This window comes from Agromyces tardus (assembly GCF_003710805.1).
Classification (GTDB): domain Bacteria; phylum Actinomycetota; class Actinomycetes; order Actinomycetales; family Microbacteriaceae; genus Agromyces; species Agromyces tardus.
Window position 1 is genome coordinate 38,979 of record NZ_RHHB01000002.1, and the last position, 23,165, is coordinate 62,143.

A 23,165-nucleotide genomic window follows, 5' to 3' on the forward strand; every position below is an offset into this window, starting at 1 on the left:
GCTCGACGCGTCCGGCCCGGCCGACCGGCGGCATCCGCTCGCGCCCGCCGCCCGCCGGCGGCATCACCCGGGGGATGCTGCGCGGCGCGGACGCCGCAGGCCGAGCATGTACGGGAGGCCCAGGCCCGCCGCTGCGAACGTCCTCCCGATGCGGCCCCGCCAGGACGGCGCGGGCAGCGGGAGCGGGTCGCCGAGGTCCCCGACGTCGACGAAGTACGCGCGGACGGTGCCGATGCCCTCGAGCTCCGGCGAGATCTCGTGCACGGGATCGGGCACCGAGGTCTCATTTGTGCTGTAAAGCTCCTCGGAGAGCAGGACGTACTCGGGGATGTCCACCGGGTTCTTCAGCAGGCGATGCACGAGCACGACGTCGATCCCGACGAGGTTGAGCCGCCGCCGGATGGTCTGGGTCGCCACGTCGCCGATGTGCGCCACGAACTTCAGCTTGAGGTTCTCCGTCTTCTTGCAGCCCGCGCAGGGGCAGAAGTTCTGCTCGACGTTCTGGCGCTCGAGGTGGAACGCCCGGTGCATGGCGGCGGCCGCCTGGAGGATCTCCGCGACCGTGGCCTCGGGATCGCGTGCGTCCGCCTGACGCGAGAGGAAGGCCGCGTCGCCCTCGATCTCGATCAGGTCGAAGCCCCGAGCAGCACCGATCACCTTGTCGAGCATGCGGGCGGTGTTCACTTCGGCGTGCGCGAGGCTCAGCCGGTGCGCACTCATGTACTCGGTGTAGCCACCGATGTCTGCGATCAGCAGGACTGCCCGCCCGGACTGCATGCCCTACCATCGCACCGATGACCGAGGTTCTCAACCACGGCACCTCACGCCGCCGGCGGTTCCCCGAGCGGCCCGTTCGGCTCCTTCGGCTCGTAGCGGTCCAGCAGGTCGTCCACGACCGCCGCCGCCTGACGCGCGCTCGGCGTGTACCCGAGCACGACGGAGAGGAACCGATCCGAGCCCAGCGACTGCAGCCGGAGATCGGTTCGGGCCACCACGGTCGCCGTTCGGCGCTGGCGTCGCAGCAACGCGATCTCGCCGAATCCCTCTCCCGGGCCGAGCGTCGCCACGAGCCGGCCGTCGCCCACCACGTCGGCCTCGCCCCGCTCGATCACGTAGTAGCGGTCGCCGACGTCTCCCTGCTCGAAGACCGCGTGGCCCTCGTCCACCGCGACCGGCTCGAGCCCGCGGGCGAGCTGCTCGACGGCGGGCAACGGCAGAGGACGGAACATCGGCACGCGCTGGAGCAGTCCGACATCTCCGTCGAGGGCATCGACGGACCGGTCGAGACGCCGCAGCCGCCGCCACGACGCCACCGCGAGCACGGGGCACACGAGCCCGATCGCCACCAGCGTGGCCTGGACCCCGACCCATCCGATCAGCGTCGACGCCACGATGGCGCCGATCCCGATGAACACCGTGACCAGGCTCTCGAGCACCCCGAAGACGCGGGCCAGCACCTCGTCGGGAGCCATCCTGCCGATGAGGGTGAACCCCGCGACGTCGATCAGGGCGTTCCCGACTCCGACGAAGGCCAGCAGTCCCAGCGCCGCCGATTCCTGCGGAACGAGTCCGACGAGCGTGAGCGGCAGCCCCCACAGGCCGACCCCCACGGCGAACCACGCCCCCAGCCGGCCGGTCCCGACGAGGAGCGAGGCCGCGAGCGATCCGAGCACCGCGCCCACCCCGACGGCGGCCATGAGGGCGCCGACCCCGGATTCGCCCGTGCCCAGCAGCTCGATCGCGACCACCACGGAGAGCACCGTCAGCGCGCCCCGGGTGAGCGCCTGCGCCGCGGCGAGGCCCATGATGAGCGTCAGGTCGCGGTTCCGCGCCACCGCGAGCACGCCGTCGATCGCCTCGCCGACCAGGTTGGGGCGTGCCGGCGCCGGAGGACGCGGAGGGGCGTCGTATCGGAGCCGCAGCAGCAGCGCGGCGGCCCAGAACGAAGCGGCCGCCGCGACCGCGAACACGACCTCGACCCCGGTGAACCGGAGCAGCACCGCCGCCAGCAGCGGGCCCACGAGCGTCGCCGCGGAGTCGAGCAGGCCCCGGACCATGTTGGCGCTGGCGAGCTCGTACCCGCTGCGGCACAGCGACGGCAGGAGCGCGGAGTGCGCCGGGCGGTAGAGGGTCGCGGCGATCGTCGACAGCACCGCGAGCACGTAGACGAGCACCGGCGGGCCCGCCATCGCGACGACCACGGCGGCAGCGGCGGTCGCGGCGCCGCGCACGACGGACACGAGCACGAGGACCCGCTCCCGGCGCCCTCGGTCCGCGATGGGCGACAGCAGCGGCGCCAGGATCGCGGACGGCACCATGCGCAGGAGACCCACGAGGCCGAGCGCGACCGCCCCGCCGTCGCGATAGGCGACGATCCCGAGCGCCACCGTGAAGGCCCACTCGGCGGTCCAGGCGCCGAGGAAGCTGAGCTGGGCACGGCGCAGGTTCGGGTTGCGGGCGTTGCTGGCGAAGGCCTCTGCGGCCTGTCCGAGCCTGCTCCGGCCCCCGTCGGCGCCCATAGGGAGACTCTAGGGGGTCCGTCGCACCGCCCGCCGGTCCCGTGACGCTCGCGCTCGGCGGGCCCGGCCGCCGGACCGGGTACGGTGGGGAGGACCCCCGAGGAGCACCATGAAGCCCGGACCGCGGCGCAGCATCAGCCAGGCCGACATCGTCGACGCCGCCTTCCAGATCCTCGAGGAGAAGGGCTTCGCGGCCGTCTCCGTGCGCGGGGTCGCCGCCTCGCTCGGCCTCACGCCCACGGCGATCTACACCTACTTCCCGTCGAAGAACGCCCTGCTGCGGGCGATGGTCGAGCACCTCCTCTCGACGATCGACCTCGCCGCGGCATCCGACGCCGACGTCGCGTGGCGCGACCGGGTGCACGCCCTCGCCGAGACGATGCTGGCCCGGCTCGCCGACCACGCCGGCGCGATCGTGCTCGTGACGAGCGGACCGCTCGACGGCCCGCACGCCCTCGGGCTCAACGAGGCGCTCATCGCGGGCTTCGCGAGCGATGGGATGCCGCAGGGCGACGCCGCGCGGGCCGCCCACGCCGTGCGTGCGTACGTGCTCGGTGCGGCCGCGATCGATGCCGCCGACCGCGCCGGCGACGACGCGGCATCCGACGACCGTGCCGGCGCCGAGCCGCTGTGGTCGGATGCCGCCGCCTTCCCGCTCACCGAGGCGAGCGCGGCCGTGGCCGCCGCCGACGGGTTCCGCTGGGGCCTCGACCGGCTGCTCGACGGCCTCGAGCGCCGCGCCGCCTGACGTGACGCGACGAGGCGCCGACCCCCGGAGGGGCCGACGCCTCGTCGTCGGTCGGGCCGCAGCCCGTCAGGTCACTCCGCGCTCGGCGGGGTGACGCTGATGAGCGCTGCGACGTTGCCGTCCAGCGCCTTCGTGACCTTCACGACCGTGCCGTAGCCGACACCCTCATCTGCCGGGTTGCCCGAGCCGAGCACCGCGAACCCGAGGTCCGTGCCGAAGAGGTCCTCGACGAGGTTGCCGTCGGCGTCGACGATGCGCGTCGAGTACGGCGCGTTGCCGACCGACGGCACGACGACCGAGCCGTCGCGGTAGCGGTAGAACAGGCTGCCGTTGCGGAACTCGAGTCCGGGAACCCAGCCCTGGTCGTCGGTGAAGGTGCTCACCGGGTCCATGGCGGGGATGTCGGTGCAGTACTCGTCGGTCAGCGTCGCGCCCGTGATGCACTCCGTGAACGGGTGCGTCGGCGTGAGGCCGAACGCGACGTTCGAGGACTGCGCCCGCGACGGCATGTTGTTCGTCGTGGTCGGGTCGACGTCGGCCGCGGCGCCGGTGCGGCGCAGCGGGTCGAAGTGGCTGTCCACGAGGAGCAGGCCGCCCTTGGCGCCGAAGCTCGGCAGCGCGGTCTCGTTCGACCGCACGATGTTCGAGCTGCCGTACGTGGTGTCGCGGTACCAGACCAGCGCGCCGGGCGCGTTGTAGGCGAGCTTCTCGACCTTCCACGCGCCGGCGCTGTACACGCTGTTGTACGCGTACTTCAGGCCCTCGTCGAAGCCGTCGAAGTTGCGCCACTCCACGAGGTAGTACTGCGCCTTCGTGGACGTGCCGGTGTCGATGCGCCAGCCGGGGCCGGTGGTCGTCGTGAACGACGCGACCTCCGGGGTCCAGCCGTCGGCGCCGTTCTCGACGTCATCGGCCCAGACCTCGGTGCCCGCGCTCGTGAGCGAGAAGTCGTCGCTGAACCAGCCGCGGTCCTGGTAGGCCGCATCGGTCGCGAGGCGCAGGCGCACGTCGACCGTCTGGCCGGCGTAGGGCGCCAGGTCGACGTAGTCGTGCGACCAGCCGTCGGTGGCACCCGTGAGCCCGTACTTCTTGTCGCCGTAGTCGGCCATGCGGCCGTTCGGGTCGGCGTAGCCGTCGGGCGTGGAGACCTCGGTGCCGTCCTCGGCGTAGACCTTCAGCTCGGTCCAGGTGGAGCCGCCGTCGGTCGAGACCTCGACGAAGCCGTAGTCCCAGTCCTCCTCGATCACGTAGTCGTTCCACATCCAGAACTTCGCGTCCGCGGGGACGTTCGCGATCGTGCGGGCCAGGCGCAGGTCGGCCCAGTCCTGGTCGGCGCCGGTGTACCACATGTTCTCGCCGCTGTGCGGCTCGGCGAGGGTGATCACCTTGTTCGGCAGGTTGATCTTCACGCCGTCGGCGGTGCCCTTCTTGGGGCGCGACGTCTGTCCGACCTTGACGGTCTTCGGGTCATCGCCCGGGTTCATCACGACCGGGTCGGCCCAGCCGAGCACCCACTTGTCCCAGAGGCCCATGTGCGTGGGCATCGACTGGAAGATGGGGCCCGAGTGCGATCCCGACGACATGAGGTCCCAGAAGTCGACGTCGGAGTTGCCGGCGCCGGAGGTGTCGTAGAGGTCGGGCAGGCCGAGGTCGTGGCCGTACTCGTGCGCGAACACGCCGACGCCCGAGTCCTCGGGCTGCACGATGTAGTTCGAGAGCTTGAGGTCGGTGCCGGGGATGTCCGCGCCGCCCGCGACCGCGGAGGAGTGGGCCCAGATCGCGTAGGTGCCCTCGGTGCCGCCGCCACCCGACTTGTCCTCGCCCGCGTGCACGAGCACGACGTGGTCGATCACTCCGTCGGGCTCGAGCACGTTGCCGTCGCCGTCCCGGTCGCCCTGGTCTTCGAGGTCGTAGTCGGCCCACGGGAAGTCGGGCTGCGCCTGCGCGAGCGCCGCGACGGCGTCGATCGGCAGCTGGCCCGGACCGAGCGGGTTGTCGGGGTGGCCCTGCATGTCCTGGATCGCCCCGGCCTCGTACTCGCCGGCCTCGTTCTTGAAGCAGAGGCTCGCGCCGTAGTACGCCTCGGAGTGCGGCACCGTCACCCACGGGGTGGCCGAACCGTGCACGGTGTACGCGCCGCGCGACATCTCCTCGTACATGTTCTTCATCGTGTAGCCCGAGATGTCGAAGCCCGGCTTGCCGTCGGGCCCCGTGAGGTCGGTGCGCACGCGCTCCGTGATGCCATCGTCGGTGAAGAGCATCTTGTTGTAGTGCTCCGACGAGAAGTCGGGCACCCACATCGAGTTGTTGTCCTCGAGGTCGTAGCTCGCCGGGTCGGGGATGTTGTTGTGGAGCGGGCCGTTCTGCACGTCGCCCGGCTTGCACTCGGCCGACCCGAACTCGGTGGGCACGTATGCTCCGCTGAAGTCGTCGTTCGCCGTCTCGTTGAACTCGACGAGGATCGTCAGGAGCTTCGCCTCCTGCGTCCCCTTCGCCTTCTTGAGCGCCTTCGGGCTCTTGCCGGTCTCGATCGACTTCGCCTCGAGCTTGGCGAGCCCGCGTGCGGCGACCGGGTTGCCCTGCGTGAACTTGCGGTCGAGCGCGTCGGCCTTCTCGATCGCGGCATTCGCGCCCGCACCGCTGCGGCCCGTCTCGCCGGCCGTGACCTGCTCGTCGGTGCCGAACGCGTCGTCGGCCCGTGGCGCGACGTAGTTCATGTAGTACTCGTCATCGCCGATCACCGGCGCGGAGACGTGCGATGGCGCCGCCGTTCCCGGTGTCGCGCCCATGGTCGCCAAGCCGGCGGCCGCGAACGCGAGCACGGGAATCATCGCCACCACGCGCCTGCGCGCGCGGGAGGTGTTTCCTGACATGCTGCTCCCCTCGAGTGCCCGCGACGGTGATCGCGCGGCACGGATGTCGTGCGCCGGTCAGGCGCACGTAGGGGGAATCCTGCCCCCCGGAGAGGGGTCCTGTGAAGACCCTCTGAGCAAACCATGACCAATCGTTGCTACTGAGGCATGCTCAGGACCCGATGGCGTGTTTCGTGCGCGTGCGGCCGGACTTCCGCAGGATGTGCGCTTCTCAGCGCGATTCGGCGCAGATCGCGTGAGGGCACTGTGCGGCATCCGTCGAGCTCGGGTGGCCCCCGCTCGGGGGCACCGAGTCGGGGGTTCGCCCCTCGACACGGCGCACGAGGCACGCATGCGCCCACCGGGTGACGCGACCGTGCGCACAGTGGAAACGCGGCCGTCACACGCCGCGGCTACGCTGCCGCCGTGCCCGTCGACGCCCCGGAGTGCCCCAAGCAGATGGAGTACGGCCCCTGCGGCGGCGTCGAGTTCGACGGCCGCTGCGAGGTGGGCGCGTTCCGGTGCGTCTTCCTCGGGGACGGCATCCGCACCTGGACGGGCATCGACCGCTCCGAGAGCCGTCCCGCCCCGGCCCCGCCGACGCAGGGCGCCGTGGCGATGACCGCGCTCCTCGCGCGGCGGCAGGTCGTCGTCGCGGACTTCCCCGCCCGAGCCCTCGACGCCGGTTCGGTCGTGCGGTGCGCGCGCATCCTCTCGGGCGCCGTCGACGCGACGCTCGCGGGTGATGCGGGGAGCGCGCGCGTGCAGTACTCGCCGAGCCTGCGGGCCTCCCTCATCCGGCGTGAGGGCCTCGCCGTCTGGTCGGGCGTGAACTGCCGCGACCGCAACCGCGTCGCCCTCGAGGGCGAGCTCGCGGGCCTCGCCGAGGTCGGCGTCGCGGGCGTGCACTGCGTCACGGGCGACCACACGCGCACGGGGCACCGGCCGGATGCCGCGCCCGTCTTCGACCTCGACTCCACCGAGCTCGCGTCGCTCGCCCGGGCCGCGGGCCACCTCGTCTCCGTCGCCGAGTCGCCCGCCGCGCCGCCCGTCGCCGACCGCGCGGCGCGCCTGCTCGAGAAGGAGCACGCCGGTGCGCAGGTCTGCTTCGTGAACCACTGCGGCGGTGACGAGTCGGTCGCGACGTTCATCCGCGAGGCGCGAGCGCTCGGCTCGGCGCTGCGGTTCATCCCGTGCGTGCCGGTCGTCGTCGACCGCGGCAGCGCCGAGCTGCTCGAGTCGTTCACGACACTGCGGCTGCCCGACGGGTTCCTCGCCGGCATCCGCTCGGCCGCGGACCCGAGGCGCGCGGGCATCGAGGCGGCCGTCGATTCGGGCGAGCGGATGCTGCGCCTCGACGGCGTCGCGGGCGTCGACCTCTCGGGCGGCCCGGGCGTCGGCGGCGAGGAGGCGTTCGCCGTGGCGCTCGCCGAGATCTCGGAGCGGCTCGGACTCGTCGACTGAACGCGGGGCGGGCGTCGGGCGTTCAGTGCATGATCATGCCGCCCGTGACGTTGAACGCCTGGCCGGTGAGGTAGGCGGCGTCGTCGGTCGCGAGGAAGTGCGCGACGCCCGCCACGTCGTCGGGCGCCCCGAGACGGCCGAGCGGCGAGTACGAGGACCACTCCGCGACATCCGCTTCGGTGCGCGTCGCCGCCCCCATCTCGGTGAGCACGTAGCCCGGGCACAGCGAGTTCGCGGTGATGCCGTGCGGGCCGAGCTCGAGCGCGGTCACGCGGGTGAGCGCGATCACCGCCGCCTTGGATGCCGCGTAGTCGGCCTGGCCCGCGCCGCCCGCCTTCCCGGCCATGCTCGCGAGGTTGATGATGCGGCCACCGCGTCCCGTCGCGATCATGGCGCGCGCGACGACCTGCGTCGTGAGCAGCATCGAGCGCGCGTTGATCGCGAAGGTGCGGTCCCACTGCTCGGCGTCGATCTCGAGCAGGGGCGAGAAGCGCAGGATGCCCGCGTTGTTGACGAGCACCTCGATCCCGCCGAGTGCGTCGATCGCCTCGCCCACGGCGCGCCTCGTGTCCGCGGCATCGCACAGGTCGACCCGGTGGAACGTGCCGCCGAGGCGCTCGGCCTGCTCGCGGCCGGGCTCCTCGAGCACGTCGAGGATCGCGACCGTCGCCCCCGATGCGGTGAGGCGGGCGGCGATGGCGGCGCCGATGCCCCGCGCGCCGCCGGTGACGATCGCGCGCCGGCCCGCCAGCGGAGTGGTGGGAGGCGACGGCGCGGATGACGCGGATGGTGCGGGGGTCTGCATGTCGGCCTCCGATGGGTCGTTCGAGGATGCGGCGGGCGGCCGCCGCGGCAGGGGCCGGGCTCAGCCCGGCAGGCGCACGGCCTCCCAGCCGCCGCCGGATCGCGTGTACTCAACGCGGTTGCTCGGGCCGTCGGGGTCGCCGCGCCAGAAGGTCACGCGCCGCGGAACCACCCGGAACCCGGTCCACGTCGGCGGCGGCTCGAGGGTGCCCTCGGGATGCTCCGCCGCGAAGGCGACCCACGCCGCGCGGCGGGCCGCGAGGCCGAGCCCCGCGAGGTCGGCGCCGTTCCGCCACGCCAGGAGCTGCAGGTACCGCGAGCGGGCCGCGAAGGCCGCGGCGGCCTCCTCGGGGGTGGCGGGCGCCGCGTCGCCCACGACGGTGAGCTGCCGGCCGAGCTCGATCCACACGAACGCCAGCGCCACGCGGGGGTTCGTCGCGAGCTCGCCCGCCTTGCGGCTGCGGGCGTCGGTGTGGAAGTACAGCGCCTCGCCGTCGAACTCGCTGAGCAGCACATTGCGGGAGTCGGGGTAGCCGTCGGCGTCGACCGTGGAGAGGGTCATGAGCGGCCGCAGTTCGTCGGCGTTCTCGGGCAGCCACAGCCCGAGCAGCTCCATCGGGTCGGCGAGGGTCTCGTCGGGGTCCGCCTGGTCGGTGCCGAACGTCTGCGTGCTCGTGATGATGACCGGGAACGGTCCTGCCTCGCTCACGGTGCTCCTCCCTGGTCCGGATGTCTGGGGGCCACTGTCAGTCCGCGCGCGGCGCGGGGTCGAAGCGCGCGATCTCCTCGAGCGAGCGGGCGCTCTCCTCGACCGCGGTCTCGAAGATCTCGGCCCCGCGCTCCGCGGTCGCCGCCGTCGGATCGCCGATGACGCCGCTCGGGTCGAAGTCGTCGCTCAGCCAGCCGAGGATGACGGGCGTCGAGTGGAAGCCGATGCGCGGGAAGGCCGTCAGGTGCTCCGGCACGTGGCGCTCCGCCCGCGAGAGGTCGACGAGGTCGGGGCGAAGGTGCAGCATGAGCGAGGTCTCGCCGTGCCCGCCGTGGATGCCCATGCCGAGCTCGTCGGGTCCGTCGTCGCCGTCGCCGGCGGGCACGGGGTAGCCCATGAAGAAGGTCTGCAGGCCGAACCGGCGACGCAGCTCGCGCAGCGCCACCTGCAGCAGCGCGACGTTGCCGCCGTGGCCGTTGAGGAACACGAGCTTGCGCGCCGGGGTCATCGCGATCGACCGGCCGAGGTCGACGAGCGTCGCCATGAACGTCTCGGCCGAGAGCCACATCGTGCCCGGCGCCCAGCTGTGCTCGTCGGACTTCGCGTAGGCGATCGGATGCAGCAGCCACGCGTCGACCCCGCGATCCACCGCCCGGTCGACGGCTGCCGTCGCGACCGCCTCCGCCATGATGCGGTCGGTCGCGAGCGGCAGGTGGTCACCGTGGTGCTCGATCGCGCCGGTCGGCAGCACGAGCACGGAGTCGGCCGTCAGCGTGCGGGTGACCGCGGGACCGGACAGCTCCTCGAGCAGACGGCTCACGCCGAGGCTCCGCTGACCATGAGCGGGTTGCTCCCGGCCGTCTCGGGCGTCGGCGCGGGCAGCTTGCCGGGGTTCAGGAGCGCGAGCGGATCGGTCTCGGCCTTGAGTGCGCGCGTGCGCTCGATCTCGACGTCGACGTACCACTGGTGCGGGTTGTGGGTGTTCACGCCGAGTTCCGCGAGCGCCGCGAAGCCGGCGACCACTGCCTCCTCGCTCTCGTACTCGCCCGCGAGCATGCCGATCGGCCGGCCCTTCTGGGCTTCGATGTGCAGCATCCCGCCGGGGTAGACGGCGTGCACCTCGTCGATGCGTTCGACGAGGGCGTCACCGCCGACCTCGACGTGGAAGTACGTGCCGGGGTAGGCCTTCTGCAGCCACTCGATCGGGTGGTTGTACGAGATCATGCTGAGCCGCATGATCTCCTGTGCGCCCTCGCGCACCTCCTCGACCACGCCGCCCGCCGACTCGACGAGGGCGGATGCCGCTGCCACCGCGCCCGCGTCGAGGATGGCGCGCAGGCTCGCGCGGCCCTTCGGGATGCCGGTGTTGGCCGGCAGGGCGTCGGCGAGCGTCGCGAGGTCGGCCGAGACGAGCCGCGGCGTCGGCTCGAGGTCGCCGACCTCGCGGAGGATCGAGAGCGCCTGTGCGAAGTCGTCGAAGCTCGCGTAGAACGCGCGCCACTCCTGCAGCGGCTCGAGGCGCACGGTCGCGCGGGCGATGATGCCGGCCGTGCCGTAGTTGTGGAGGTAGGGCTGCGCGGCCGCGCCCTCGACGTGCACGAGCTCGGCGTCGCCCGTCGCGTGCACGACGTCGAGCGCGATGACGAAGGGCCCGCCCGCGATCACGCCGTGGGCGATGGAGCCCGTGCCGCCGGAGCCCCCCGAGAGGAACCCGCCCAGGGTGCTCTGCGCCGTCGACGGGTACATGAGCAACTGCTGGCCGGCCGACCACGCCTGGTTCTCGATCATGGCCATGACGGCGCCCGCGTCGGCCGTGACGAAGCCGTCGCCGACCTCGACGATCGTGCGCGCGCGGCTCAGGTCGAGCACGAGGCCCCCGGCCATGGGGATGCCCTGGCCGTAGTTGCCGGTGCCCTTGCCGCGCGGGGTGATCGGCACCCCGTGGCGCACCGCGGCGGCGACGACCTGTGCGATCTGCTCCGCGGTGGCAGGGTAGGCCACGGCGTCGGCCAGTCCGAGCGGGAGCTTGGCCGAGATGACGGGGGAGAGCCTGCATCCGTCGACGGACGCGCGCTCGCGGGTCGCGAGGTCGACGCTCACGCCGCGCTCGCCGAGCAGCTCGGCGAGTTCGGCGACGAGACCGGAGAGGTCGGGGGTGGTCGAGGTCATGCGGGGCCCTTCGTGTGGTGTCGGAGCGCTGGTCGAGCTGCCGGCGGGGGCCGGCGTATCGAGACCCGGGGGCGCCCGGGTCTCGATACGCGGCGAGCCGCTCCTCGACCAGCGAGGGTCGGTCGGCTAGAAGCCGATCGACGTGTCGATGAACTCGTTGGTGTAGAGGTCCTCGGCCTTCAAGTCGGCCGGGATCTCGAAGCCCTGCTGCGAGTAGATCGGCGTGACGATGTCGAAGAGCTCCTGCACGCGGTCGGCGTCGAGGTTGCCCAGCGTGTCGTCGGGCCCGTTGCCCACGAGCTCGCTCTGCAGAGTCTCGACCGAGTAGTCGGCGACGCCCTGCGAGTAGACCCAGCCCGTGTCGTACGCGTCGACGAGCTCGAGGATGAGCTCGTTCGTCGCGTCGGGGTCGGCGAAGTAGTCGATCTCGGCCTGCTGCAGCACCGGCACGAGGGCCGTCAGGCAGTCGGCGTACTTCGTGACGTTCTCGGGCTTCAGCGAGAGCACGGCGGCGTACTTGGGGTAGCCGGCGTCGTTGATGAGCTGGTAGTCGACGTCCTTGCCCCACTCCGGGATCTCGTTCTTGTAGATGTACGGCTCGGCCGACGCGAAGCCCTGCTGGGCGATCTTGCCGCCCTCCGACACGAAGACGGCGGGGCTGCCGTCGTAGGTCGCGTCGACCTGGTCGGCGCTCAGCACGCCGGATCCCACGAAGTAGTCGATGTAGGTGCCGCCGGGGAAGACGCGGATGGTCGCGCCGGCCTTGCCGAGGTCGGCGATGCTCGTCACGTCGGGGTAGGTCTCGGGATCCCACATGATCATCTGCGGGTCCTTCTCCAGCGGCGCGAAGACGCCGACGGTGGGCAGGTCGGTCGCGTGCGCGATCGCCTCGTCGGTGCCGACGTACGCCATGAAGATGGAGTCGTCGCTGTACATCTGCGCGTTCGGCTGGGTGAACCCGGTGGCCGGTCCGCCCGCGAGGATCGTGACGTCGACGCCCGTGTACTCGCCGCTCGCCATGAGCGGGCCGGTGACCGACTTGACCGAGTCGTCGACCGAGTAGGTGTCGCCGAGGAGCTGGTACAGGTGGCCGTGCTCGGCCTCGGGGTTCCAGTCGGTCTGGATCTTGATGTCGGCGGGGCAGCCCGCGGCCGCGAGGTCGACGCTGCCGATCTCGAGGTCGGCTGCGTCGGTCGCCTCGGTGCCGCTGGCCGTGCTGCTGCAGGCTGCGAGGGCGAGGCTGCCGGCCATGAGGCCGGCGACCGCGGCCGCGCGCTTGGTGGTGGTGCGCATGAGTTCTCCTCTGGTGTGGGGCGGTGCTGTGGTGGTGCCGGGTGGTGCGGTCAGGGGGAGGGGGCGAGCCGACGGGGCGGCTCCGGGGCAGCGGGTGCCGCGTGGCATCCGCGGATCAGGCGAAGTCGTACCACTTGCCGACGACCCGCTTGCCGAGCCAGCCGAAGAACCAGAAGACGACCACGCCGAACAGCGAGGCGAGGATGATCGCCGCGAAGAGCGGCTCGGCGTTCAGGCGCGCCTGGTACTTCGAGATGAGCGCGCCGATGCCGGGCGTGCCCCGCTGGAAGAAGAAGTCGCCGACGATCGCGCCGACCACGGCGAGGCCGGCGGAGATGCGCATGCCCGCGAAGATCGCGGGGAGCGCGGCCGGGAACTGCAGCTTCTTGAGCACGATCCACCGGCTCGCGTGCTGCAGGGCGAAGAGCTCGCGCTGGCCGGCGTCGACCGACTGCAGGCCGAAGAGCGTGTTCGACACCATCGGGAAGAGCGCGATGAGGATCGCGACGATCACGCGGGCCGTGAAGTCGAAGCCGAACCAGAAGCCGATGAGCGGAACGAGCGCGAGGATCGGGATGGTCTGCAGGATGACGGCGTAGGGGTAGAGCGACCGCTCGATCCACCGCGCCTGGTTCATCGCCACCGCCCAGACGATGCCGAGCACGATCGCGATGACGAGGCCTGTGAGGGCCACGACCGCCGTGTTCCAGAGCGCCTCGTACATGTCGGGCGCGACCTGGGGGTCGAAGTACACCGCGAAGACCGCGTGCGGCGGCGGCAGGAGGTACGACTTCGAGGGCTCGAGGATCACGGAGCCGACGAGGTACCAGAGGCCGACGATGACCACGGCGACCGCGACCGGCGGACCCCAGTTCGCGATGCCGCCGCGCCAGCGGCGGGGCTTCAGCGGCACGGCGGCGGCCGTGTCGGGCGAGACCTCCTGCTCGGTCTCGCGGTGCTCGAGCTCGCGGTGCTCCTCGGTCGTGAGGTCGTCGACCGCCTCGGCGGCGTCCATCCCCTCTGGTCCTGCGATGATGCGCTCGGTGCTCATGCGCCGTGCCCCTCTCGGAGTGCGTGCGAGACCTCGCCGACGAGGGCGGCGAACTCGGCGGTGTAGCGGATGTCGGGATCCCGCGGCATCGGGAAGGGCACGTCGAAGCCGTCGACGATGTGCCCGGGGCGGCCCGACATCACGATGACCTTCGTCGAGAGGTAGACGGCCTCGCTGACGGAGTGGGTGATGAACAGGCCCGCGAACTGCTGCTCGACGAAGAGCTTGAGCAGCTCGTCGTTCAGGTACTCCCGGGTGATCTCGTCGAGCGCGCCGAACGGCTCGTCGAAGAGGAAGAGCTCGGGGTCGAGGGTGAGCGAGCGGGCGAGCGAGGCCCGCATGCGCATGCCGCCCGAGAGCTGGCGCGGCAGGTGCTTCTCGAACCCCGACAGGCCCACCAGGTCGATCGCCTGCTGCGCCTTCGTGCGGCGCACCGCCTGCGTGTCCCACTGCAGCTCGGCGAGCAGCTCGACGTTCTGCCGCACGTTGCGCCACGGCAGGAGCGTCGGGTCCTGGAAGACGTAGCCGACGCGCGTGGTGTTCACGGTCGCGGTGCCCTCCGAGGCGGACTCGAGTCCCGACGCGATGCGCAGCAGGGTGCTCTTGCCGCAGCCCGAGGGGCCGACGACGGTGACGAACTCGCCGCGCTGCACCGTGAGGTCGACGCCCGAGAGCGCGATCGTGCCGTTCGGATACGTCAGCTGCACGTTCCGGAAGTCGAGCAGCGTCGACGTGGTCGTGGTCGGGCTCTCCGTCGCGGTCATGCGACTCACCCCTTTCCGATGAGGAGTCCGGACGGCAGCGCGGCCGGGGGCTCGGCGATCCGGTGATCGACGGTGGTGCGGGCCACGACGCGGCCCGCGTGGATCACGATGCGTTCGGCGGATGCCTCGGCGATGACCTCGCCCAGGCTCGCGCCGCGCACGGCCACGAACTCGGCGGCTGCGCCCGGCACGGCGCCGGCCCGCGGCATCCGCATGACGTCGCGTGCCCCGTTCGAGACGAGGTGCCAGGCCGTCTCGAGGTCGAGGTGGCCCGCGACGACGAGCAGTGCGGCCGTCTCAAGGGCGTCGCTGCGGCCGAGGGGGTTGAAGGGGTCGCGCACGTTGTCGGCGCCCGCGCCCACGACGGCGCCCGCGTCGAGGAGCGGACGCAGGGCGGTGAGCCCGCGCGGCGTCGAGACGGGATGCTGCCGGCCCTGCAGGTAGAGGTTCGTGATCGGCAGGCTCACGACGCCGATGCGCGCCTCGACGAGCTCGGCGATGACCACGGCGAGCTCGTCCTCGGGCAGCGTGCCGAGCCGCACGCTGTGGCCCGCGGTGCGCACGAGGTGCTCGGGCCAGTCGCGAACGACGCGAGCGAACTCGCGCATCGTGACGGGACCGTCGAGCGACTCGTCGGTGTGCAGGTCGGCGCCGATGCCGCGTCGCTCGGCGATCGCGAGCAGGCGGCGCACCTCGGCGTCGGGATCGTCGGCGAGGTGCGGCGCGCCGCCGGCGAGGTCGAGCCCGCGGTCGAGGGCGCCCTCGATGGTCGCGTCGTCCATGCCGACGGGCGGCAGGGCGACGAGTTCGAGGTGCAGGTAGCCGGCGAGGTCGTCGCGCAGCCGCACGAGTGCATCGACCCCGCGGTACGGGCGGTCGCCGGGGAGGAGGTTGACGTGGCTGCGGATGGCCGTGGTGCCCGTGCGCAGCAGCTTCAGCGCCGCCGTGCGCGCACGCAGGTAGATGTCGTCCTCGGAGAGGTGCTCCTGGAACGCGTGGAACGTCTCGATCGCCTGCTCGAGGTCGCCGAATGGCGGGTCGATCGCGTCCCAGGTGAGCGCCTTGTCGAGGTGGGCGTGCGGCTCGGCGGCCGCGGGGAGCAGCAGGTACCCGGCGAGGTCGACGACGCCCGCGGCATCCGTCGCCACCGCCGTGCCGGCCGGCAGCACCTCGACGACGGCGCCGTCGGCGATCACGACGTCGCAGACTCGACCGTCGCCGAGCGTGGCTTCACGGAGCAGCGACACGGGCTCGGGATGCACTGGGTCGCCTCCTGCAGCGGTCGTGGGGTGGGGGATGCCGCACGTCGTCGGGTGGCGATGTTGATAGCCTCAATGTTGATGGCCTGAACATGTTCGAGCGTAGGCACGTGCCGTTTCGGCCGCGTAACCCGAGTGTTTCGGTTCCAAGACACCGTCGTGTCGGGGCGTGCACCGGCCCCACGATGGAGCGTGAGAGAGGTGGGAGCTGCGATGGCGACGGCGAGGGTGGAAGGCGAGGCGCACGCCGAGCGCGGCGGCATCGACCGCCAGGTCGAGCTCCTCGGCGCGCGCATCCGCACATTGCGACGGGCCCGGTCGCTCACGCTCGTGCAGGTGGCCGAGCTCTCGGGCCTCTCGCACCCGTTCCTGAGCCAGGTCGAGAACGGCCGGGCGCGCCCGAGCTTCGCCTCGCTCGACCGCATCGCGCGGGCGCTCGGCACCACCCAGGTGGAGCTCTTCGCGGCACTCGCCCAGTCGGCGCCCGCCGCCACGCCGGCGTCCGGGGCGGTCGTGATCGACGAGGGCATCGGCATGTCGGGGCCGTTCGCCGAGGGCTCCGCACGCGTGCTCGTCGCCGGCGCGTCGGCGTTCACGCCGATGGAGTTCGTCTCGGGCAACCGCGAGTTCGGCGAGTACTTCGTGCACGACGAGGAGGAGTTCTGCTACGTCGTCGAGGGCATGATCGAGGCCGACTTCGGCGGAGCCGAGACGCGCATGCTGCACGCCGGGCAGGCGTTCTACTACCGCGGCGGCACGCCCCATCGCTGGCGCTCGCCCGACGGCGCGGTCTACCGGGTGCTCGTCGTGAAGCAGCGGATCGCCCCGGCCGACGTCGCCCCGGATGCGGCGGGTGGCGCGGTCGGCTCGGCCGACGCGGCCACCGCGGCAGGCGCGCCCGCATGACCGCCCCCGCCCCCGAGTTCGACGTCGTCGCGCGCGGCACCGCGACGATCGCCGACGACATCGTGCGGGTCGACCTCGTGCGGGCCGACGGCACGCCGTTCCCCGAATGGCGCCCCGGCGCGCACGTCGACCTGCTGCTGCCCATCGGCGTGGAGCGCCAGTACTCGCTCTGCGGGGACCCGGCCGACCGCGCGACCTGGACGATCGGCGTGCTGCGCGAGCAGGACGGGCGCGGTGGGTCCGACTGGGTGCACGACAGCCTCGCGGCGGGCGCGACGCTGCGCGTGCGCGGTCCGTGGAACCACTTCGCGATGGCGGATGCCGCGCGCTACCGCTTCGTCGCGGGCGGCATCGGCATCACGCCGCTCCTGCCGATGATCCGCGCCGCTGCGGCATCCGGAGCCGACTGGACGCTCGACTACGCAGGACGCACCGCCTCGCGCATGGCGTTCGTGCCCGAACTCGCTGCGCTCGCCGCCGACCGGGTGCGCCTGCACGTCGCCGACGAGGGACGCCGGCTCGACCTCGGGTCGCTCGCGCCGCAGCCCGGCGAGCTGGTCTACGCGTGCGGACCGGCCCGCCTGCTCGACGAGCTCGCCGAACGCTCGGCGGACTGGCCGCCCGCGACCCTGCACGTCGAGCGCTTCGAGGCGAAGCCGCTCGCCGAGCCCGTGCTGCACGAGTCGTTCGAGGTCGAACTGCTGCTCTCGGGCGAGACGGTCACCGTGCCGCCCGACCGCACCGTGCTCGAGGTCGTCGAGGAGGCGGGCGTCTTCGTGCTGTCGTCGTGCCGCGAGGGCACGTGCGGCACGTGCGAGACGGTGGTCGTCGAGGGCGAGGTCGACCACCGCGACTCGATCCTGAGTCCCGAGGAGCAGCGGGCGAGCGACCGCATGATGATCTGCGTCTCGCGGGCGGCGTGCCCGCGCCTCGTGCTCGAGCTCTAGGAGCCCGGGTCCGGTCCAGCGGAGGCGCCGCGCCCTGCTCAGCGCCCGACGCGCGCCCGCATCGCCGCCACGAGCTCCCGGTCGTCGGCCGTGACGAGCTCGTAGTCGCGCACCACCACGCGGCCCGCGACGATCACGTGCCTCGGCCGCCGCCCCGGCGATGCCCACAGGAGCCCCGCCACCGGGTCGGCGACGCCGGCATCGGCGACGCCCGAGACATCCCACACGCAGAGGTCGGCCGCGGCGCCGGGGCGCAGGTGCCCCAGCTCGGCGCGCCCGAGCCCGAGCGCCGACCCCTCGGTGGCCATGCCCAGCACGTCCTGCGCGGCCAGCGCCGGCCCCACGAGCCCCGAGACCTGCATGGCGAGGCGGGCGTCGGCGAGCAGGTGGCCGGCGTCGTTCGATCCGCCTCCGCTCGTGCCGAGCCCCACGACGATGCCGGCGTCGCGCAAGGCGGCGACCGGGGCCACGCCCCAGCCCATCACGACGTCGCAGCCGGGGGCATGGGTGGCGGTGATGCCGGATGCCGCGAGCCGGGCGATCTCGTCGTCGGTCACGCCGCACAGGTGCGCGAGGGTCACGTCGGGCGCGAGCCAGCCCCACTCGTCGAGCAGCTCGAGCGGACGCCGCCCGTAGCGCTCGAGCGAGACCGCGACGTCGACCTGCTCGTTGGCCTGGGTGCGGCGGCGGAGCCCGTGCCGCGCGGCGACCTCGCCGAGCAGCCGGAAGGTGGCCTCGCCGTCGCTGTGCACGCCGGCCGGGCCGACGGCGAGCTGCAGCATGCCGTCGGCGGAGACGCCGGTCGCGCCGAGCGGGAGCGCGCCGGCGATCGCCTCGGCCGAGGTCGCGGCCTCCTCGGGGTCGTCGCGTGCCGCCCCGCGCACGAATGCGAGGCGCGCGCCGAGGTCGCGGGCGGCGTCGGCGGTCGCCCTCGCGATGCCGACGGAATCGGCCCCGGCCGGCCACGTGAGATGGTGGTCGGCCACGGTCGTCACGCCCGAGAGCAGGCCCTCGGCGAGGCCGACGCGGGCGGCGATCGACGCGAGCCCGGGGTCGACGACCGCCTCGCCGTACGCCGCCGCCATCGTCGGCAGCCACTGCGCCATGGGCACGCTGCGCGTGCCCGGCAGCGTGCGGAACGCGCTCTGCAGCAGGTGGTGGTGGGCGTTGACGAGACCGGCGGTGACGACGCATCCGCTCGCATCGATCGTCGTCAGGTCGACCGGCGCAGTGCCGGCCGGCCAGGCGTCGACGACGACCCCGCGCGCGACGTGCAGGTCGCCGCCCCGCACGGTGCGGGGGTCGACGAGGATCGCTTCGGCGCCGGTGAGGGAGAGCATGGCGACCGTTCTAGCAGCGGCGTGTGTCGCGGGTGTGTCGGGCACCCGCGCCGCCGTGCCGGGTCAGCCGAGCAGCAGGGTGCGCAGCTGGTCGGTCGAGTGCACGACCGCGTAGGTGTCGGCCGCCTCGGCGGGGGAGCCGTAGCCCCACTCCACGAGGATCGTGGGCACGCCGTGCGCGGCCGCGCCGAGCGTGTCGTACGCACGGTCGCCGACCATCACGGGGTCGGAGACGTCGGCGCCGCGCTCGCGGAGCTCGCGCAGCGCGAGGCCGACGATCTCGGCCTTCGTGCTGATCTCCTCGTCGTCGCTCGCGCCGGCGATCACCGTGAAGTACCTGGTGAGATCCGCGTGCTCGAGCACGGCACGCGCCATGGACTCGGGCTTCGACGTGGCGAGCGCGAGGGGCACGCCGGCGGCGTGGATCCGCTCGAGCACGCCGGCCACGCCGGGGAACACGGGCGAGCGCATCGCGCGCGGCTCGTAGTGCGCGCGGTAGATCTCGAGGGCGCGCCAGGCCTCCTCCTCGGTGAAGTCCGAGGTCATGCGGAGGCTGTCGAGCAGGGGCGGGCCGACGAAGGCGAGCAGTTCGTCCTCGGGCGGCACGGGCAGGCCGAGCGTGGAGAACATGTGGGCGAGTGACGTCGTGATGTCCGAAGCGGAGTCGATGATGGTGCCGTCGAGGTCGAACAGCACGGCCGACCAGGTTCGCGTCGGGGGCAGCGTCTGGGTGGGCATGGGGAGAGTCACCGTGACATCCTAGGTGGCACTTCTCAGAAACCGCTGACCGCTCGGTCGGGAGAAGGTGTGAGAATCGCTCATGGCTGCAGGGTGGCACAACGGGCCGCCGGGGCACCAATCGGGGCGTACGGTCCGGTTCGGAACGGGCGGCGTCGGCCTCAGAAGAGCCGGGCGTGCCCGCCGTCGACGCCGCGCATCGCGTCGTAGTCGAGCACGACGCAGCGGATGCCGCGGTCCTCCGCGAGGGTGCGGGCCTGCGGCTTGATCTCCTGCGCCGCGAAGACGCCCGTCACGGGCGCGAGCAGCGGATCGCGGTTCATGAGCTCGAGGTAGCGGGTGAGCTGCTCGACGCCGTCGATGTCGCCGCGGCGCTTGAGCTCGACCGCGACCGAGCGGCCCGTGGCATCCGTCGCCAGGATGTCGACCGGCCCGATCGCGGTCATGTACTCGCGACGCACCAGCCGGTAGCCGTCGCCGAGGAGCTCGATCTGCTCGGCGAGGAGCTTCTGCAGGTGCGATTCCACGCCGTCCTTCACGAGGCCCGGATCGGCGCCGAGGTCGTGCGCGGAGTCGTGCAGCACCTCGTGGATCGACACGATGAGCCGATCGGCGGTCTTCGTGTGGGTCACCTGCCAGAGCTCGACGATGCCCGCTTCGCGCTGGTCGTCGTCGGGCTCGAGCGACTGGAGCGTGCAGGGCGGGCTCATCCAGTTGAGCGGCTTGTAGCTGCCGCCGTCGGAATGCACCAGGAGGCTGCCGTCGCCCTTCACCATGAGCAGGCGGGTGGCGAGCGGCAGGTGCGCCGAGAGCCGGCCGGCGTAATCGACGGAGCAACGGGCGATGACGAGACGCACCCGACGAGTCTACGATGGGCGCACGTCATCGCCGGGGGAGGGCTCGATGGGTCGGCTCGTCTACTCCACGCTCGCATCGCTCGACGGGTTCATCGCCGACGAGGACGGCCGCTTCGACTGGGCGGTGCCGAGCGCCGAGGTGCACGCCGCCGTGAACGCGCGCCTGCACGGCGTCGGCACCTTCCTGCTCGGGCGCCGGCTCTACGAGGTCATGCGCGCGTGGGACGCCGTCGACGTGACCGGGCAGCCTGCGGAGGTGGTCGGGTTCGCGCGCATCTGGCGCGCCGCCGACAAGGTCGTGTACTCGCGCACCCTGCGCAGCGTCGAGGAGCCCCGCACGCGGCTCGAGCGGCACTTCGAGGTGGACGGAGTCCGCCGGTTCGTCGCCGCCGCCGGGCGCGACGTCGCGATCGGCGGCCCCGACCTCGCCGCCGCCGCGTTCCGCGCCGCGATCGTCGACGACGTGGTGCTGCACGTGTTCCCGGTGCTCATCGGGGCCGGCACCACGGCGTTCCCCGCCGACGTGCGGCTCGACCTCGAGCTCGTCGCGGAACGCCGCTTCGGCGACGGCGTCGTCGGGCTCGAGTACCGCCGCGCGCGTTCCTGAGGGGCACCCCGACCCCGCGCCGCCCCGACCTCTCGCCGCCGCGGGTCAGCTCGCGGGCGGCCCGTCGTAGGGCCGAGCCTCGTGGTGCCGGCGGCCGTGCGTGCGATTGCGTTCCTTCATCTCCGCCTCGTAGACGTGTCGCCGACCCTCGACCAAGGCCTCGCGTGCCGCACGCTCCGAGTCCTTCACGGCCGAGTAGTAGCCGTCGTCGTACTCCTCGACGATCTGGAACGTCCAGCGTCCCTCGAGCACGTTCCGCCCGATGATGCACTCCTGCAGCTCATCGGCGATCTCGTCGTGGCCCGCACGGCGGAAGAGCTCGACGGCCTCGCCGATCTTCATGTCGGCCATGCCCGTGAGGCGATGCCAGTGGTACAGCGAGCCGCGGGCGTCCTCGATCACCTCGAGCGCCTCGGAGTACTTGCCGAGCGCCTCGACGGTCAGGTCGCTCACGCCGCTCGGTCGCGTGTGCTCGGCACGCGGATCGTCGTCGGGCACGGGGTCGGGCGTCACGCTCATGGCGGCATTCTGCCCCGCGGATGCCGCCGCCGACAGGACCTTGCGCCCGTGGCGGCGGCGTGCCGCCGACGCCGTCGTCAGCTCGGGATGCGGACGCGGGCGCGGGGCCCGGACTGCTCGCGCGCGGCCGGAGCCGCGAGCCCCGCCACGACCATGAGCCCGACGATGAGCAGCAGCGCGTTGAGGATGCCGAAGTGCTGTCCGAGGAAGCCGATCACGGGCGGCCCCACCAGGAAGGCGCAGTACCCGATCATCGCGACGGCGCTGACGCGTGCCGCGGCATCCGCTCGATCGGGCACGTCGGCCGCGGCCGACATGCCGACCGGGAACGCGAGCGAGCAGCCGATGCCCCAGAGCGCCGTGCCGACGATGAGCATCCACGGCTCGCTCGAGAAGATGAACAGCGAGAGCCCCACGACGCCGATGACCGCCATCGCCCGCAGCATGGCCACGCGACCGAAGCGGTCGATGAACGGGCCGCCGAGCACGCGCGCTGCCGTGATCGAGATCGTGAAGACGGTGAACACGGCGGCGCCGATCGTCTCGTCGTACCCGTGTCCGTCGACGACCGCGAGGGCGAGCCAGTCGTTCGCGCTGCCCTCGGCGAAGGTCATGCCGAGCATGATCACGCCGATCAGCAGCAGGCGCCCGTCGGTCCAGACCGCGAGGCCGCGCTTGAGGCGCACGGTCCACGGCTCGCGCGGGGTCTCGGTGTGCGGGTCGTCGCCGAGCTCCTCGCGCACCGGCACGAAGCGCACGGCGACGATGGCGGCCACCGCGATGAGCGCGGCGATGACGCCCAGGTGCGCCGCGACGACGATGCCGAGCGCGGATGCCGCGGCCGCGAGCGCGGCGCCGGCGACCGTGCCGAAGCTGAAGAACGCGTGCATGAGCGGCATGACGGTCTTGCCGAGCTCGCGCTCGGCCTCGGCGCCCTCGACGTTCATCATCACGTCGACCGCGCCGTTGCCGAACCCGAACAGCACGAGGCCGATCGCGAGCATCGGCACCGACGGGAGGATCGATCCGCCCACGCCCACGAACACGAGGCCGACCGACACGGTGATGAGCACGCCGGCCATGCCGAGGCGGGCGCCGAAGCGGGCCATGAGCGGGGGAGCGGCGATGAGGCCCACGATGGAGCCGATCGAGCCCGCGAGGATGACGAGGCCGACGCCCTGCGTGCTGAGGCCGACGTCGTCGCGCACCGCGGGGATGCGGGCGACCCAGCTCGCGAGGCTCAGGCCCGAGAGGAAGAAGATCGCGAAGATCGCGTTGCGCCAGGCGACGAGCTCGCGGCGGGGCCGGGCCGGGTCGGAGGGCGAGCCGGCGGTGCCGGCGGCGGCGCGGTCGGCGTGCGGGACTTCCTGGTTCTCGGCCATGGCGGGTGCGGGGTCGTGGTGCTGCGACATTACTGCCTCGTCGTCGAAGTGGGGCCGGATGCCGGCCAGGTGTCGGTCGAATCGATTCGAGTCGAATCGATTCGACCACAATACCGAGTGGCGTTCGGCGGTGCAAGTCCGGCCGGCCGGTCATCGCCGCGTTCGGAGGCCGCCTCGACCGCGGCGTACTTCGCGGCGGGCTCGCGTGAGTGCAGCCTCATGTGAGGCGACGCGCAG

21 protein-coding genes are annotated in these 23,165 nt (G+C 72.5%); 5 read left to right on the plus strand and 16 right to left on the minus strand.

All coding sequences use genetic code 11. The features are described 5' to 3' along the window. Positions 1-63 precede the first annotated feature (63 nt). On the minus strand, positions 64-720 hold the full coding sequence (locus EDM22_RS02140; RefSeq protein ID WP_245989118.1) for a DUF2652 domain-containing protein: 657 nt from the start codon (positions 718-720) through the stop codon (positions 64-66). 101 nt (positions 721-821) lie between these two features. Beyond that, entirely contained in the window at positions 822-2,519 is a 1,698-nt protein-coding gene (locus EDM22_RS02145; protein WP_122935414.1) for an MFS transporter, read from the minus strand. 109 nt (positions 2,520-2,628) lie between these two features. Here EDM22_RS02145 and EDM22_RS02150 point away from each other — a divergent pair, with 109 nt between their 5' ends. After that, positions 2,629-3,267 carry a TetR/AcrR family transcriptional regulator gene (locus EDM22_RS02150; RefSeq protein WP_122935415.1) on the plus strand — a complete coding sequence of 213 codons (639 nt, stop codon included), beginning with the start codon at positions 2,629-2,631 and terminating at the stop codon, positions 3,265-3,267. 71 nt (positions 3,268-3,338) lie between these two features. On the opposite strand, the gene EDM22_RS02155 is transcribed toward EDM22_RS02150, so the two are convergent. Further along, on the minus strand, positions 3,339-6,140 hold the full coding sequence (locus tag EDM22_RS02155; RefSeq protein ID WP_122935416.1) for an immune inhibitor A domain-containing protein: 2,802 nt from the start codon (positions 6,138-6,140) through the stop codon (positions 3,339-3,341). A gap of 405 nt (positions 6,141-6,545) precedes the next feature. On the opposite strand from EDM22_RS02155, the gene EDM22_RS02160 reads away from it, so the two are divergent. Beyond that, positions 6,546-7,583, plus strand: coding sequence for a methylenetetrahydrofolate reductase C-terminal domain-containing protein (locus EDM22_RS02160; protein ID WP_245989119.1), 1,038 nt, complete (start codon positions 6,546-6,548; stop codon positions 7,581-7,583). 22 nt (positions 7,584-7,605) lie between these two features. On the opposite strand, the gene EDM22_RS02165 is transcribed toward EDM22_RS02160, so the two are convergent. From EDM22_RS02165 to EDM22_RS02200, 8 genes are all read right to left on the minus strand, one after another. Then, positions 7,606-8,388 carry an SDR family NAD(P)-dependent oxidoreductase gene (locus EDM22_RS02165; RefSeq protein ID WP_122935418.1) on the minus strand — a complete coding sequence of 261 codons (783 nt, stop codon included), beginning with the start codon at positions 8,386-8,388 and terminating at the stop codon, positions 7,606-7,608. Positions 8,389-8,448: 60 nt separating this feature from the next. Next, positions 8,449-9,096, minus strand: coding sequence for a pyridoxine/pyridoxamine 5'-phosphate oxidase (locus EDM22_RS02170; RefSeq protein WP_212591869.1), 648 nt, complete (start codon positions 9,094-9,096; stop codon positions 8,449-8,451). A gap of 37 nt (positions 9,097-9,133) precedes the next feature. Further along, positions 9,134-9,916: a creatininase family protein gene (locus EDM22_RS02175; RefSeq protein WP_122935419.1), complete on the minus strand. Its 783-nt coding sequence runs from the start codon at positions 9,914-9,916 to the stop codon at positions 9,134-9,136. Further along, complete coding sequence (locus tag EDM22_RS02180; protein ID WP_122935420.1) at positions 9,913-11,265, minus strand: FAD-binding oxidoreductase; 1,353 nt, start codon at positions 11,263-11,265, stop codon at positions 9,913-9,915. The genes EDM22_RS02175 and EDM22_RS02180 overlap by 4 nt, the downstream gene beginning before the upstream one ends. A gap of 126 nt (positions 11,266-11,391) precedes the next feature. Beyond that, a complete protein-coding gene (locus EDM22_RS02185) occupies positions 11,392-12,558 on the minus strand; it encodes a substrate-binding domain-containing protein (protein WP_122935421.1) in 1,167 nt (388 codons plus the stop codon). 115 nt (positions 12,559-12,673) lie between these two features. After that, positions 12,674-13,609, minus strand: coding sequence for an ABC transporter permease (locus tag EDM22_RS02190; protein WP_212591870.1), 936 nt, complete (start codon positions 13,607-13,609; stop codon positions 12,674-12,676). Beyond that, a complete protein-coding gene (locus tag EDM22_RS02195) occupies positions 13,606-14,373 on the minus strand; it encodes an ABC transporter ATP-binding protein (protein WP_122935423.1) in 768 nt (255 codons plus the stop codon). Before EDM22_RS02195 ends, EDM22_RS02190 begins: the two co-directional genes overlap by 4 nt. A gap of 5 nt (positions 14,374-14,378) precedes the next feature. After that, positions 14,379-15,635: an amidohydrolase family protein gene (locus EDM22_RS02200; RefSeq protein WP_212591871.1), complete on the minus strand. Its 1,257-nt coding sequence runs from the start codon at positions 15,633-15,635 to the stop codon at positions 14,379-14,381. Between the two features lie 210 nt (positions 15,636-15,845). On the opposite strand from EDM22_RS02200, the gene EDM22_RS02205 reads away from it, so the two are divergent. Together EDM22_RS02205 and EDM22_RS02210 are read left to right on the plus strand one after the other, a co-directional pair. Continuing rightward, complete coding sequence (locus EDM22_RS02205; RefSeq protein WP_122935425.1) at positions 15,846-16,538, plus strand: helix-turn-helix domain-containing protein; 693 nt, start codon at positions 15,846-15,848, stop codon at positions 16,536-16,538. Further along, complete coding sequence (locus EDM22_RS02210) at positions 16,535-17,485, plus strand: PDR/VanB family oxidoreductase (RefSeq protein ID WP_122935426.1); 951 nt, start codon at positions 16,535-16,537, stop codon at positions 17,483-17,485. The genes EDM22_RS02205 and EDM22_RS02210 overlap by 4 nt, the downstream gene beginning before the upstream one ends. 38 nt (positions 17,486-17,523) lie before the next feature. Here the strand turns inward: EDM22_RS02210 and EDM22_RS02215 are convergent, their stop codons facing one another. From EDM22_RS02215 to nucS, 3 genes are all read right to left on the minus strand, one after another. Next, positions 17,524-18,825: an amidohydrolase family protein gene (locus EDM22_RS02215; RefSeq protein ID WP_122935427.1), complete on the minus strand. Its 1,302-nt coding sequence runs from the start codon at positions 18,823-18,825 to the stop codon at positions 17,524-17,526. Between the two features lie 63 nt (positions 18,826-18,888). Next, a complete protein-coding gene (locus EDM22_RS02220) occupies positions 18,889-19,575 on the minus strand; it encodes an HAD hydrolase-like protein (protein WP_342768486.1) in 687 nt (228 codons plus the stop codon). A 149-nt stretch (positions 19,576-19,724) separates the two neighbouring features. Next, the gene (gene nucS, locus EDM22_RS02225; protein ID WP_122935429.1) at positions 19,725-20,420 is read right to left on the minus strand and encodes an endonuclease NucS; all 696 of its coding nucleotides are present in this window, start codon (positions 20,418-20,420) and stop codon (positions 19,725-19,727) included. A gap of 46 nt (positions 20,421-20,466) precedes the next feature. Here nucS and EDM22_RS02230 point away from each other — a divergent pair, with 46 nt between their 5' ends. After that, positions 20,467-21,027 (plus strand): dihydrofolate reductase family protein, encoded by a 561-nt coding sequence (locus EDM22_RS02230; RefSeq protein WP_122935430.1) that lies wholly within the window; start codon positions 20,467-20,469, stop codon positions 21,025-21,027. A 45-nt stretch (positions 21,028-21,072) separates the two neighbouring features. Here EDM22_RS02230 and EDM22_RS02235 read toward each other — a convergent pair whose 3' ends face one another. Together EDM22_RS02235 and EDM22_RS02240 are read right to left on the minus strand one after the other, a co-directional pair. Further along, entirely contained in the window at positions 21,073-21,546 is a 474-nt protein-coding gene (locus EDM22_RS02235) for a hypothetical protein (RefSeq protein WP_122935431.1), read from the minus strand. A gap of 77 nt (positions 21,547-21,623) precedes the next feature. Continuing rightward, on the minus strand, positions 21,624-22,958 hold the full coding sequence (locus tag EDM22_RS02240) for an MFS transporter (RefSeq protein ID WP_245989120.1): 1,335 nt from the start codon (positions 22,956-22,958) through the stop codon (positions 21,624-21,626). Positions 22,959-23,165: the final 207 nt, after the last annotated feature.